This window comes from Nocardiopsis coralliicola (genome assembly GCF_054779695.1).
Window position 1 is genome coordinate 71,861 of the sequence record NZ_BAAGXT010000026.1, and the last position, 13,619, is coordinate 85,479.

11 protein-coding genes are annotated in these 13,619 nt (G+C 75.4%); 7 read left to right on the forward strand and 4 right to left on the reverse strand.

Translation table 11 applies throughout. From position 1 onward, the window contains the following. Positions 1–67 precede the first annotated feature (67 nt). Together rsmD and recG are read right to left on the reverse strand one after the other, a co-directional pair. Positions 68–631, reverse strand: coding sequence for a 16S rRNA (guanine(966)-N(2))-methyltransferase RsmD (gene rsmD / locus ACYVGT_RS18175; RefSeq protein WP_460859876.1), 564 nt, complete (start codon positions 629–631; stop codon positions 68–70). Between the two features lie 103 nt (positions 632–734). After that, on the reverse strand, positions 735–2,960 hold the full coding sequence (recG, locus tag ACYVGT_RS18180; protein ID WP_460859878.1) for an ATP-dependent DNA helicase RecG: 2,226 nt from the start codon (positions 2,958–2,960) through the stop codon (positions 735–737). Positions 2,961–3,701: 741 nt separating this feature from the next. On the opposite strand from recG, the gene rpmB reads away from it, so the two are divergent. Next, positions 3,702–3,887: a 50S ribosomal protein L28 gene (rpmB, locus tag ACYVGT_RS18185; protein ID WP_460859879.1), complete on the forward strand. Its 186-nt coding sequence runs from the start codon at positions 3,702–3,704 to the stop codon at positions 3,885–3,887. 102 nt (positions 3,888–3,989) lie between these two features. On the opposite strand, the gene ACYVGT_RS18190 is transcribed toward rpmB, so the two are convergent. Beyond that, on the reverse strand, positions 3,990–4,556 hold the full coding sequence (locus tag ACYVGT_RS18190) for a cellulose binding domain-containing protein (protein WP_460859881.1): 567 nt from the start codon (positions 4,554–4,556) through the stop codon (positions 3,990–3,992). Positions 4,557–4,849: 293 nt separating this feature from the next. Further along, positions 4,850–5,845 carry a thiamine-phosphate kinase gene (locus tag ACYVGT_RS18195; RefSeq protein ID WP_460859883.1) on the reverse strand — a complete coding sequence of 332 codons (996 nt, stop codon included), beginning with the start codon at positions 5,843–5,845 and terminating at the stop codon, positions 4,850–4,852. A 120-nt stretch (positions 5,846–5,965) separates the two neighbouring features. Between ACYVGT_RS18195 and ACYVGT_RS18200 the strand changes: the two genes are divergently transcribed. The 6 genes from ACYVGT_RS18200 (at position 5,966) to cydC (ending at position 13,395) form a co-directional block, all read left to right on the forward strand. Further along, positions 5,966–6,199: an Lrp/AsnC family transcriptional regulator gene (locus ACYVGT_RS18200; protein ID WP_460859887.1), complete on the forward strand. Its 234-nt coding sequence runs from the start codon at positions 5,966–5,968 to the stop codon at positions 6,197–6,199. A 10-nt stretch (positions 6,200–6,209) separates the two neighbouring features. Beyond that, positions 6,210–6,680 (forward strand): DUF3515 domain-containing protein, encoded by a 471-nt coding sequence (locus tag ACYVGT_RS18205; protein WP_460859889.1) that lies wholly within the window; start codon positions 6,210–6,212, stop codon positions 6,678–6,680. Between the two features lie 365 nt (positions 6,681–7,045). Next, the gene (locus tag ACYVGT_RS18210) at positions 7,046–8,503 is read left to right on the forward strand and encodes a cytochrome ubiquinol oxidase subunit I (RefSeq protein ID WP_460859891.1); all 1,458 of its coding nucleotides are present in this window, start codon (positions 7,046–7,048) and stop codon (positions 8,501–8,503) included. Positions 8,504–8,555: 52 nt separating this feature from the next. Beyond that, positions 8,556–9,599: a cytochrome d ubiquinol oxidase subunit II gene (gene cydB / locus ACYVGT_RS18215; RefSeq protein ID WP_460859893.1), complete on the forward strand. Its 1,044-nt coding sequence runs from the start codon at positions 8,556–8,558 to the stop codon at positions 9,597–9,599. 89 nt (positions 9,600–9,688) lie between these two features. Beyond that, positions 9,689–11,590, forward strand: a complete 1,902-nt coding sequence (gene cydD, locus ACYVGT_RS18220; RefSeq protein ID WP_460859904.1) for a thiol reductant ABC exporter subunit CydD — start codon at positions 9,689–9,691, stop codon at positions 11,588–11,590. Between the two features lie 104 nt (positions 11,591–11,694). Next, positions 11,695–13,395, forward strand: a complete 1,701-nt coding sequence (cydC, locus tag ACYVGT_RS18225; RefSeq protein ID WP_460859907.1) for a thiol reductant ABC exporter subunit CydC — start codon at positions 11,695–11,697, stop codon at positions 13,393–13,395. The last annotated feature ends 224 nt before the right edge of the window (positions 13,396–13,619 follow it).

The window sequence follows — 13,619 nt, forward strand, 5'->3', positions numbered from 1 at the left end:
GGCGTCCGCGGACTGCGCGGCGGCGCCTTCGGACCGGACTGCGCGGCGGGCCCGGGCGGCGCACAGGCTAATCGGCGCGACCGTACCAAAGGGCCGCTTCGCCGTACTTGCGCACCCTCTCCCCGGTGAACCCGGCGGGCCACACGTGGTCGCCGCCGCGCGCGGCGCGCTCCACCACCACCAGGGCGCCGGGGGCGAGCCAGCCCCGGTCGCGCAGCCCTTCGAGCAGGGCGCGCACGGCGCCGTCGGCAAGCGCGTAGGGCGGATCGGCGACGGCGAGGTCGTAGCGGCCGCCCTGGGGGCCGCGCTCGACGATGCGCTCGGCGCGGGCCGCGGCGAGCTCCGCGCCGTCCAGCCCCAGCGCGGCGATGTTGCGGCGGATGACGGCGGCGGCGGAGCGGTCGCTCTCCACCAGCAGCGCGTGGGCGGCGCCACGGGACAGCGCCTCCAGGCCGATCGCACCGGAGCCGGCGAACAGGTCGAGCACCCGCGCACCGTCCAGGCCGCCCAGCGCGCTGACGACGGAGGCGAACAGGGCCTCGCGGGCGCGGTCGCTGGTAGGGCGCGTGGTGCGGCCGCCGGGGGCCGAGATCCGGCGGCCCCCAGCGGTTCCGGCGATGATGCGGCTCATGGGCCCAAACGCTACCGGCCCCGCGGCGCAGGCCCGCCGGCCCGCCGCTGCGGCGGGTCAGCGGGGTCAGCCGGGTGTCCGGCGGTGGGCGCCACGGGCCGCGTCAGGCCTTGTCGAGGTATTCGGCCTGGTCCTGGGCGACGAGCGCGGCGAGCTCCGCGGCCAGTCCGGGGTGGCCGTCGAGGCCGGGGTCGGTGCTGACGAGCGCGGTGGCCTCGTCGCGCGCCTGGCTGATCAGGTCCTCGTCGCGCAGCAGCTGGAGCAGCCGCAGCGAGGAGCGGCGGCCGGACTGGGCGCCGCCGAGCACGTCGCCCTCGCGGCGCTGCTCCAGGTCGACCCGGGAGAGCTCGAAGCCGTCGGTGGTGGCGGCGACGGCGTCCAGCCGCTCGCGGGCCGGCGTGCCCGGATCGGCCTCGGTCACCAGGAAGCACAGGCCGGGCAGGGACCCCCGGCCGACCCGGCCGCGGAGCTGGTGGAGCTGGGAGACACCGAACCGGTCGGCGTCCAGCACCGCCATCACCGAGGCCTCCGGCACGTCGACGCCGACCTCGATCACCGTGGTGGCGACGAGCACGTCGACCTCGCCGTCGGCGAAGCGGCGCATCACGGCCTCCTTCTCCTCGGCGGGCATCCGGCCGTGCAGCGCGGCCATCCTCAGCCCGGCCAGCGGGCCCTCGGCGAGTTCGGCGGCGACGTCGAGCACCGCCAGCGGCGGGCGCGGGGCGGCGGCGCCGTCCGGGTCCCCGCCGCCGGCGGGGGCCTCGTCGTCGGCGGCGTCCCCGCCGTCCCCGCCGATCCGCGGGCAGACCACGTAGGCGCGGCGGCCCTGCTCCACCTCTTCGCGGACCCGCTCCCAAGCCCGGCTGAGGTAGTGCGGCTTCTCCAGGGCGGGCACGACGTGGGTGGCGATGGGCGCGCGGCCGGTGGGCAGCTGGCGCAGCGCGACGACGTCGAGGTCGCCGTAGACGGTCATGGCGACGGTCCGCGGGATGGGCGTGGCGGTCATCACCAGCACGTGCGGCCGCCCGTCGGCGGCCTTCTCGCGCAGGGCGTCGCGCTGCTCGACACCGAACCGGTGCTGCTCGTCGACGACCACCAGGCCCAGGTCGGCGAATGACACGTGCTCCTGCAGCAGGGCGTGGGTGCCCACCACGATGCCGGCCTGGCCGGAGGCCGCCTCCAGCAGCGCCTCGCGGCGCGCGGCCGCCCCCTGGGAGCCGGTGAGCAGGGCGACGCGGGTGGCGTGCTCGGCGGCGCCGATCCTGCCCTCCTCGGCGAGCGGGCCCAGCAGCGCGGTGATGGACCGGTGGTGCTGCTGGGCGAGGACCTCGGTGGGCGCGAGCAGGACCGCCTGGCCGCCGGCGTCGGCGGTCTGCAGCATGGCGCGCAGGGCGACGACGGTCTTCCCCGCGCCGACGTCGCCCTGGAGCAGCCGGTGCATCGGATGCCGGGAGTCCAGGCCGGCGGCGAGGTCGGCGCCGACGTCGCGCTGCCCGTCGGTGAGCGGGAACGGCAGGCGGGCGTCGAACGCGTCGAGCAGGCCGCCCTGCACGGCCGGCCGCGGGCGGGCGGGGAGCTCCTCGGCGGACCGGCGGCGCTGGGCGAGCGCGAGCTGCAGGACGAACGCCTCATCCCACTTGAGCCGCCGCCGGGCCGGCCCGATCTCGGCGGCCTCGTCGGGCCGGTGGATCTTCTCCAGGGCCGCGCCGAGCCCGGTCAGCCGGTGCCGCTCGCGCAGCTCGGCGGGGAGCGGCTCGGCGACGTCGGGCCCGGTGCCGCGCGGGCCGAGCAGGGTGCCGACGCAGCGCGCGATGTCCATCGAGGACAGGCCCTTGGTGGCCGGATAGATGGGGATGGGCCGGTCGGCGAAGGTCTGGGCGCGCTGCTCGGCGCCGCCGTCGCCGGGGTCGTCGGGCAGCATCTCGTAGACGGGATGGGCGAGCTGCTTCTTGCCGCGGTAGGCGGAGACCTTGCCGGCGAACATTCCGCGGCGGCCGGGCCGGAGCTCCTTGAGGTGGTAGCCGGTGTTGTGGAAGAACGCCAGCGTGAGCCGCCCGGTCCCGTCGGTGATGACGACCTCGAGGAGGCTGCGCGGCCGCCCGCGGCCGCCGCGGAGCTCGCGCCGGTTGGCGCTGAGCACCTCGGCGAGCATGGTCGCCTGCTCGCCCTCGGCGAGCGCGGCGAGGTCGGTCAGCTCGCCGCGCTGGGCGTACCGCCGCGGGTAATACCGCAGCAGGTCGCCGGCGGTGTGCAGATCCAGCTCGGCGGCGAGCTTCTTGGCCGCCGCCCCGCCCTGCGACGTGCGCAGCGGTTCGTCCCACCTGAGCACTGCTGACCCCTCCTCGTGCACCGGCCGGCCGCGCCGGCCCGGCGGGCCGCCGCGCTGTCCACCGTAGAGCGCCCCGCCGACCAGCGCGCGCCCGCCGCAGCATCCGGGCAGCACGCGGCGAATCTTCCGCCCTCCCCTGCGGCCGGTGCCTCCGCCCCCCGCCTCCAGCGGCACCGGCACCGGCACCGGCAGTCAGGGACGCGGCTCCCCGCCACCCCGCAACCCGGACCTTCCAGCAGCAACGGCACCGGCAGCCGAGCACCCGGCTCCACTCGCCATGCCGCCGCCGTCAGCTCCGTTTAGCGGATGGCCCGGGGTTCCGGCATGCAACACCGCACGGTTGGCGCCCCCGCCACCCCACACCCCGGACCTTCCAGCAGCAACGGCACCGGCAGTCGGGGACGCGGTCATACTTGTCGGAGCGTTGCCGTTTGCCCGTCAGCTCCGTTTAGCGGATGGCCCGGGGTTCCGGCATGCAACACCGCACGGTTGGCGCCCCCGCCACCCCACACCCCGGACCTTCCAGCAGCAACGGCACCGGCAGTCGGGGACGCGGTTATACTTGTCGGAGCGTTGCCGTTTGCCCGTCAGCTCCGTTTAGCGGATGGCCCGGGGTTCCGGTACGCTTCCACGGTTGGCGCCCAGCGCCGACCTGCCTGATCATCAGACCTCTCTCGGGTCGACGCTGCACGCGTCCGGCACACACCTGCCCGCGGGCCCGAGCGCTTGAATGGAGTTACCGTGGCTTCCGTCTGCGACGTCTGCGGCAAGGGCCCAGGGTTCGGTAACAGTGTCTCCCACTCGCACCGCCGCACCCGCCGCCGCTGGAACCCCAACATCCAGACCGTGCGCACCAAGCAGGGCGGCACGCCCAAGCGCCTGAACGTGTGCACCTCGTGCATCAAGGCGGGCAAGGTCGACCACTGAGCCGCACCGCCCGGCCGCACCGAGCGCCGCGCAGCCCCGACGGGCCGCGCGGCGCTGCTGTTTTCCGCGTGAAGGATCCGGCCGGAGCGGGCCCGCGGCCGGCTACAGCGTGCAGGGCGCTCCGTTGAGCGTGCACGTCTCGGGCTCCTGCGGCGCGCCTTCCGCGGTGAAACCGACGATGACCGAGTCGCCGGGGGGGATGCCCTCGGTATCGGCCGGCTGGCGGGCGACGACGCCGTTCTCGGTCGCCTCCCAGTCCACGTCCCACACGGCGGTGACCGTCGCGCCGCTGAACCCGAGCACGAGCTCCCAGCCGGCCATCTCTTCGCCGCTGGTGTTGGTGAGCGTGATCTCGCCGGTGAAGCCCGCCGTGGACTCCTCGACGGTGGAGTAGTTGATCCGCGCTGCGCCGGCGCCCTCTGCGCCGGCGCGGGGCGAGTCCACTCCGGGATCGGCCTCGCCGGTGGCGCCGTCGGGTGCCGCGCCGGGCTCGCTGGAGGCGCTGGGCGGGGGCGCGCTGCCGTGCTCCACCGGCGGCTCGCTGAAGCGCAGGTAGATCTGCGTGGTGCTGTAGCCGAAGAGGACTGCGGTGAGCGTCACGGCGGAGATCATGAACACGTTGAGCAGGCGCGGCGGCTGCACCCGCTTGGGAACGGTGCTCTCCAGCATGTGGCCCACGGTGGCGAGGGGGCCGGAATGCTCGGGCTCGGACCGGTGCGCACCGCGCCGAGCCTTGCCGGCTCGCTCGGAGTGCCCCATAGAACGCCTTCCGTCGCCGCTCGCGGACCGCCCGCACCGTCGGCGTGCAGATGCGGTACGGGGCGACAGCTTAGCGTGGTTTACCCCGTTGGCCCGACTCCCGCAAGCCTTCGGTGGACACAGCCGCAGCGGCCGGGGCACGCACCCCGTGCGCCCCTCCTCCCGCACGCGTCCCGCGGCCGGCCGGAGGCGGCGGGACGGCGTCAGCCGAAGTGGTTCCATCCGGCCGCGGCGGGCGGGCGGCCGGCGACCGTGACGCCGGACCCGGGGCGGGCCGTTCCGATCGGGGTCCAGCCGCCGGGCAGCGCCGCACCGGGCGGGAAGACGGCGGCCAGGGCGTGGTCTTCGCCGCCGGACAGCATGTAGTCGCGCGGGCTGCGCGCGGGCCCGGGATCCGGGTCCGCGTCCACGGCGGCCAGCAGGTCCACCGCCGCGGCCAGCCCGTCCGGGGGGATGAGGGCGCCGGGGTCGAGGTCGAGGGCGACTCCGGAGGCCGCGGCGATGTGGCCGAGGTCCTGCAGCAGGCCGTCGCTGACGTCGAGCATGGCGCGCGCCCCGGCGCGGGCGGCGGCGGGCCCGGCCGCGTAGGGCGGCGAGGGGCAGCGGTGCTCGGCGAGCGCCGCCGACGCACCGGCGGCGGCAGCCTGGGCTCCGGTGGCGCCGGCCCGGAGCAGGGCGTATCCGGCGGCGGAGAGGCCCAGCGGGCCGGCGACGGCCACGGTGTCCCCGGGGCGGGCGCCGTCCCGGCGCACCTCGGTACCGCCGTCCAGCGTGCCCAGCGCGGTCACCGCGATCGCGATCTTCTCCGCGCGCACGGTGTCGCCGCCGGCGACACCGGCACCGGCCCGGGCGCACTCGGTGCGCAGCCCGGCGGTGAAGTCCTCCACCCAGGCGGCGGGCAGGTCCGCCGGCACGGAGAGGCCGATCAGCAGGCCGGTGGGGCGCGCCCCCATGGCGGCGATGTCGGCGCAGTTCTGCGCGACGGCCTTGCGGCCGACGTCGCCGGGCCCGGACCAGTCGCGGCGGAAGTGCACGTCCTCGACGAGCACGTCCACGGTCGCCACCACGCGCCCGTCGGCCGCGGCAACGAGCGCCGCGTCGTCGCCGGGCCCGAGCAAGACGTCAGCGGTCGACGGGGCGCCCGCCGCGATGCGCGCGATCAGGCCGAATTCACCGAGGTCCCCAATGGTGCTTCCCACGGGGTCCAGGGTACGGTTACCTCTCCGACGCAGTGGTCCAGACCTCCTCGCGGGGAGGATCGCGGTCCCGGCCGCCGCGGCACCGCCGCTCCGGCTCCGACGCTCTCCGGGAGGTTCCCAGTGGTACAGGCCTATGTTCTGGTGCAGACCGATGCGGGTCGGGCGGGCGACCTCCTCGGCCGGGTCCGGTCGATCGACGGTGTCACCCGCGCCGACGACGTCACCGGACCCTACGATGTGATCGTGCACGCCGAGGCGGCCGACATCGATGCGCTGGGCCGCCTCGTGGTCGCCACCATCCAGCAGCTGGACGGCGTCGCGCGCACGCTGACCTGTCCGATCGTGCAGATCTGAGCGAGGGCGTATGCACCGTCCAGCGGCCGCCGCACCCGCCGCCGCGCTGGCAGCGCTGGCCCTGGCGGCTGCGGGCTGCACCGGCGGCGTCGAGGTGCCCGTGCCCGAGCCGGACGAATCGGTCGCGGCGGCCTGCGAGAAGCTCGCCGGCGCCCTTCCGGAGACGCTGTTCGACGAGGAGCGCGCCGAAACCCGCCCCGATTCGCCGCTCACCGCCGCCTGGGGCGACCCCGCAGTGGCGCTGCGCTGCGGGGTGGAGCGCCCGGACGCCTACCAGCCGGACTCCCAGCTGACCGTGGTGGACGAGGTTGCGTGGCTCCCCGAGCCCGCCGACGACCCCACGATGTACACGGCGATGGGCTATCAGGCCTACGTCGAGCTGTCCATCCCGCCGTCCTACACTCCGCCCGCCCAGGGGCTGAACGCGGTGAGCGAGGCCATCACCGCCACCCTGGAGCCGCTGCCCGACGGCGAGTTCTGACGCCGGGCACCGCTCCCGGCACCGCGCGCCCCTCCCCCGGCCGGGCGGTCCGCCCGCCGCCGCGGCCGTGTTCCCCCTCACACCGCGGCGCCCGGCAGGCCCGTCCGGCACCGCCCGTCCGGACGCCCCGCCGGCCGCCACCGCCGCCCCCAATGCCGACATCCCTCCTGGTGAAAGCTTTGCGCGTCGCTACATGGCGGCGCGTGCGGGCGGCGTAGCCTCCCCCGAAGGCGCAACCACCCGGCGGCACCGGCGACGCAGCACACGCCCCCACCCGGTGGATCAACGACAGGGCGTAGCACTACAGTTCGTAGTACTACGGATCGTCGGCTCATTGCGGTCCGTTCGGCACCCGGGGAGGACACATGGAAGCACTAGACCTGGCGCGGTGGCAGTTCGGCATCACGACCGTCTACCACTTCCTGTTCGTCCCCCTCACCATCGGCCTGTCGGTCATCGTCGCCGCCCTGCAGACCGCCTGGTACCGGACCGGCAAGCACGAGTACCTGCGGGCGACCAAGTTCTTCGGGAAGCTGTTCCTGATCAACTTCGCCATGGGCGTGGTGACCGGGATCGTGCAGGAGTTCCAGTTCGGCATGAACTGGAGCGAGTACTCGCGCTTCGTCGGCGACGTCTTCGGCGCACCGCTGGCCATGGAGGCGCTGCTCGCGTTCTTCCTGGAGTCGACCTTCATCGGGCTGTGGATCTTCGGCTGGGACAAGCTGCCGCGCCTGGTGCACCTGGCCTGCATCTGGCTGGCCGCGATCGGCACCAACCTCTCCGCCTACTTCATCCTCGCGGCGAACGCCTGGATGCGGAACCCGGTCGGCTTCGAGGTCAACCCCGAGTCCGGGCGCACCGAGCTGACCAGCATCTGGGCCGTGCTCTCGAACGTGCAGGCGTGGTCGACCTTCCTGCACGTGGTCTCCGCCGCGTTCATCACCGCCGGGCTCTTCGTGGTCGCGGTGAGCGCCTTCAAGCTCTGGCGCAACCAGCACCACGGCGACACCGGCACGCGGGGAGCGGCCCCGCCTCCCGGCGACCGCGAGCTGTTCCGCAAGACGCTGCGGGCCGGCCTGATCGTCACGCTCATCTCCGGCCTCGTGGTGATCGTCTCCGGCGACCACCAGGCCAAGCTCGCCGCGCAGTACGAGCCGATGAAGCTCGCCGCCGCCGAGGCGCTGTGGAACACCGAGGACGGGGCCGACTTCTCCACCTTCGCGGTGGGCGACACCGAGAACCGGACCAACGTCGTCGACTTCACCATCCCGCGGGTGCTGAGCTTCCTGGCGACCGGCACCATCGACGGGACCGTGGAGGGGATGAACGACCTCCAGGCGGAGTACGAGCAGACCTACTCCGAGTACGGCGCGGTCGACTACATCCCCAACGTCTTCGTCCTGTACTGGTCGTTCCGCCTGATGATCGGCCTGGGCCTGTTCGGCGTCGCCGTCTCCGCGCTCGGGCTGCTGCTGACCCGCAAGCAGCGGCTGCCGCGGACGCGCTGGTTCTACTACGCCGCGATCGTGTCCCTGCCGGCGGCGCTCGCGGCGAACATCTGCGGCTGGCTCCTCACCGAGATGGGCCGCCAGCCGTGGACCGTGCACGGCGAACTGCTCACCGCGCACAGCGTCTCGCCCGGGGTGAGCCTGGGGCACGTCGCCTTCTCCCTCGCCATGTTCACGCTCATCTACGGCGTACTGGCGGTGGTCGAGGCGGGCCTGCTCTGGCGCTACATCAAGGCCGGACCCGCGCACGTGGTCCCCGAGCCGGACGACGGCGGCGACGGCTCCGACAGCCCGGTCCCCTCGTTCGCCTACTGAGCCCGCCGCCCCGCCCGCCCCGTCCGCATCGTCTTGAGAGGCCGCCGCACCCATGGATCTCGCAACCGTCTGGTTCATCGCCATCGCGGTCCTGTGGACCGGCTACTTCATCCTGGAGGGCTTCGACTTCGGCGTCGGCGCACTGCTCCCGGTGATCGGGCGGCGCAACGTCGACCGCCGCGTCATGATCAACTCCATCGGCCCGGTCTGGGACGGCAACGAGGTGTGGCTGATCACCGCGGGCGGCGCGATGTTCGCCGCGTTCCCCGCCTGGTACGCCACCGTCTTCAGCGGGTTCTACCTGCCGCTGCTGCTGATCCTGCTGGCGCTCATCGTGCGCGGCGTCGCCTTCGAGTACCGCGCCAAGGGCGACACCGACCGGTGGCGCGCCTGGTGGGACCGGGCGCTGTTCTGGGGCAGCGTGGTCCCGGCGTTCCTCTGGGGCGTGGCGTTCGCCAACATCGTGCGCGGCGTTCCGGTCGACGGAGACGAGATCCTGCACGCCGGGCTGCTGCACCTGCTCAACCCCTACGCGCTGCTCGGCGGGGTGACCACGCTGAGCCTGTTCACCCTGCACGGTGCGGTGTTCCTGAGCCTGAAGACGGGCGGACCGGTGCGCGAGCGCGCCCGCACCGCCGCGCTGTGGACCGCCGCGGTGGCCGTGCCGGCCGGGGCCGCGTTCCTGCTGTGGACGCAGCTCGCCCACGGCGCGCCGTGGACCTGGCCGATCGTGGCCATCGCCGCCGCCGCACTCATCGCCGGGGTACTGCTCACCCTGGTGCACCGGGAAGGATGGGCGTTCGCGGCCACCGCCGTGTCGATCGGCACCGCCACGGTCGCGCTCTTCTCCGTGCTCTTTCCCGACGTGCTGCCTTCGACCATCGACCCGGCCTTCAGCCTGACCGTGCAGAACGCCTCCTCGGCGCCGTACACCCTCACCGTCATGACCTGGGTCGCCGTGGTCTTCCTTCCGGTGGTGCTCGGCTACCAGGCGTGGACCTACTGGGTCTTCCGCAAGCGGGTGACCCAGGAGCAGATCGAGCCCGAGCCCGACTACGGCAGCGGCCCGGAGGAGCCGGCCCCGGCCGGCGGCTGACCGGTACGCGCTGCTCCCCCGCAGCAGCCCGGCCGTCCGCCCCGGCATGTCCCGGACGGCCCCGACAGGAAAGGACCGCAGGCTTGGCGATGCGTCCCCTCGATCCGCGCCTGGTGCGGACGGCGCAGGCCGTCCGGGTGCACCTGGCCGTCACGGCCGCCGCAGGCCTGGCGACGACGGGCCTGGTGCTGCTCCAGGCCTGGCTGCTCTCCGGTGCGATCGCCGGCGCCGCCGGCGGCGCCGCAGCGGGCGCCGTCGCGGGGCTCATCGGCGGTGTCGCCGCGGTGGCGCTCGCCCGCGCAGTCCTCTCCTACGCCGCGGAAGCCATGGCGCTGCGCTCCGCGGCAAACGCCAAGTCACAGCTCCGCCGCCGCCTCATCGCCCACGTCACCGGGGCGGGAGCGCAGGTGGGCGGTGCACCGGGGGCTTCGCCACCCCCGGACGGATCCGCCGGGGCGTCAGGGCCCGGCGGAGCCGCCCCGACGGGCACGGCCGGCGAACTGGCCACACTCGCCACGCGTGGCCTCGACGCGCTGGATGACTACTTCGCCCGGTATCTCCCGCAACTCGTGCTGGCCGTGCTCGTCCCCGTCGCCGTGCTCGCCGTCGTGGCGGGCGCGGACTGGATCTCCGCCGTGGTCATCGGGGTCACGGTGCCGCTCATCCCGGTCTTCATGGCGCTCGTCGGCATGCACACCCAGGCGCGCACCCAGCGCCGGTGGCGGCTGCTGAACCGGCTCGGCGGGCACTTCCTCGACGTCGTCGAGGGCCTGCCGACGCTGGCGGTGTTCCGCCGCGCCAAGGCCCAGGCCGCCATCATCCGCCGGGTCACCGACGAGCAGCGGCGCAGCACGATGGCGACGCTGCGGATCGCGTTCCTCTCGGCGTTCGTGCTGGAACTGGTGGCGACGCTCGCCGTCGCGCTGGTCGCCGTGGAGGTCGGCATCCGGCTGATGTACGGCCACCTCGACTACCGGACGGCGCTGCTGGTGCTCATCCTCGCGCCCGAGGCCTACCTGCCGCTCCGCGAGGTGGGCGCCCGGTTCCACGCGAGCATGGAGGGCGTGGCAGCCGCCGAGCAGGTGTTCACCGAGATCGACCGGCATCCGCTGCAGGCGTCCGGCGCCGCCGCTGCAGCCGCTGCCGCTGCAGCCGGTGCCGCCGCCAGCGCCGCGGGCGCCGCTCCCGGTCCGGACAGCCGGGGCGCCGGTTCTGCCGGTGGCGGTGCAGCCGCCGCCGGCCCGGACGCGGCCGGGCAGCGCATCAGCAGTGCCGGCCGGATCGGCATCGAGCTGTCCGGAGTGGGCCTCACCTATCCGGGGCGCGACCGGCCGGCGCTGGACGGCATCGACCTCGCCGTGCCGCCCGGCCGGGCGGTGCTGCTCTCCGGGCCGAGCGGTTCGGGCAAGTCGTCGCTGCTGCACCTGCTGCTGCGCTTCCAGGCGCCGAGCAGCGGCCGGATCGCCGCGCTCGTTCCGCGGCGCGGGGACGCCGGCTCCGGCGGCCCAGCGGACCTGGACAGCATCGACCTGGACGCGGTCGACCCCGACGTGTGGCGGCGCCGGATCGCGTGGGTCTCCCAGCACCCGTACCTGTTCGACGACACCGTCGCCGGCAACATCCGGCTCGGCGCGCCCGACGCGGACGACGCCGCGGTCCGCCGGGCAGCGCAGCGCGCCGAGGCGGACGGCTTCATCGCCGACCTGCCGCAGGGGTACGCGACCCCGATCGGCGAGCGGGGCGCCCGGCTCTCGGCGGGCCAGCGGCAGCGGATCGCCCTGGCCCGCGCGCTCCTGCGGGACGCGCCGCTGGTTCTGCTGGACGAGCCGACCGCGCACCTCGACCCGGAGAGCGCCGCCGCGGTGCGCCGCGCGGCCGCCCGGCTCCTGGAGGGCCGCACCGCCCTGGTCGCCGCGCACGACACCGGCTGGTCGTCGGTGGTCGACGACGTGGTGGAACTGCCCGCACCCGCGGCGGAGGGGGTCCGATGACGGAGTCCGCAGCACCGGCCCCGCACCCGGAGGGCCCCGTGCCCCCGCCGGCCGGCGGCGCCTACGGACCGGAGGGGCGCCCCGGCCGGGATCCGCTGGCCCGGATGGTCCTGCTGGCCCGGCCGCGCAGTGCCCGGTTCGCCCTCGGCATCGTGCTGGGCGCCGCCGCCACCGCGGCCGGCGTCGCGCTGCTCAGCGTGGCCGCCTGGCTGCTGGCGATGGCCGCACAGCACCCGCCGATCACCGCGCTGAGCGTGGCGATCGTCGCCACGCGCGCGCTCGGAGTCTCCCGCGGCCTCACCCGCTACCTGGAGCGGATCACCACCCACGACGCCGCGTTCCGCACCCTGGCCGACGTGCGGGTGCGGGTCTACGAGCGGCTGGCGGCAACCGAGCCGGTCCGCCGGTTCCGCTCCGGCGACCTGGTGTCCCGGCTGGTCAACGACACCGAGTCGACCCAGGACCTGCTGATCCGCGGACTCACCCCGCCGCTGGCCGCGCTGCTGACCGGCAGCGCCGCGGTGGCGGTGTGCACGGCTCTGTTCGCGCCGGGCGGTGCCGTGCTCGCCGCCGGGCTCCTGCTGGCCGGCGTCGCGGTGCCGCTCGCCGCGGCGGCTCTGGGCCGCGGTCCGGGCCGGCGGCAGGCGGCAGCGCGCGCCGAGCTGTCCACCGCGCTGGTCGACACCCTGCACGGCGCGCCGGACCTGATCGCCTACGGGGCGATGGAGCGCGCGGTCGCCCGCGTGGAGCAGGCCGATGCCGAGCTCACCCGGCAGGCGCGCCGCGACGCCGGGCTGCTCGGCCTGGGCGCTGGCGCGACCGCCCTGGTCACCGGACTCTCGGTCTGGGGTGCGCTGCTGCTCGGCGTGGCAGCGGTGGAGCGGGGCGCGCTCGAAGCGGTACCGCTGGCCGTGGTGGTGCTGACGGTGCTGGCGGCCTTCGAGATCGCCGCGCCGCTGCCGGCGGTCGCCGCCCGGCTCGGCGCGATGCGCGCGGCCGGCGAGCGGCTGTTCGGCGTGCTCGACACGCCGCCGCGGGTGGCCGAGCCGGCCGAACCGGCGCCGGTGCCGGCGCGCTCTCCGATGCGGCTGCAGGTGCGCGGCCTGCGGGTCCGGTACGGCCCCGCGGAGCCGTGGGCGCTGCGCGGGCTCGACCTCGACGTACCGGACGGCGCGACCGTCGCGGTGATCGGCCCGAGCGGCGCCGGCAAGTCGACGCTGGCGTCGGTGGTCTTCCGGTTCCGCGACCCCGACGCGGGCACGGTGCTGCTGGACGGGACCGACATCACCGCGCTGGAGCGGGACGGCGCCCGCAGCATCGTGAGCGGTGTGCCGCAGGACCCGCACATCTTCACCAGCACGGTCCGGGAGAACCTGCGGCTGGCCCGGCCCGAGGCGGCCGAGGACGACCTGTGGGCGGCGCTGGAGCGCGCCCGGCTGGCTGCGGAGGTGCGGCGGCTGCCGGAAGGGCTGGACACCGAGGTCGGCGTGCACGGGACGCGGTTCAGCGGCGGCATGCGGCAGCGGCTGGCGCTGGCCCGGGCGCTGCTGGCCGACCCCCGCCTGCTGGTCCTCGACGAGCCGACCGCGCACCTGGACGCCGAGACCCGCGACGCCGTCGCCGCCGACCTGCTCGACGCCGCGGCCGACCGGACCACACTGCTCATCACGCACGACCTGGCCGGGCTCGACCGGGTCGACCGGATCGCCGTCGTGGTCGGCGGACGGGTCGTCCAGCACGGCACCCACGCCGAGCTCGCCGGCCGGCCCGGCTGGTACGCCGACGCCCTGGCCGCGACCGGCTGAGCGGGCCCGCCTGGGTCCGCGGGCCGGCCGCGCCGGGCGGGGCCTCTCGGCAGCGCGCGACCGCCCTTCCGGAGAGCAGGGCCGCCGCCGGTACCCGGGCGCGCGCTGCCACGGCCGCACGCCACCGGCCAGAGCCGGCGGCGGCCGCCGGCAGCACGCCCCACCGCAGCCGGCCGCTCCCGGCCAGGCCGCGCCTGCACGGAGCACGCCGTTCCGGTCGCGCC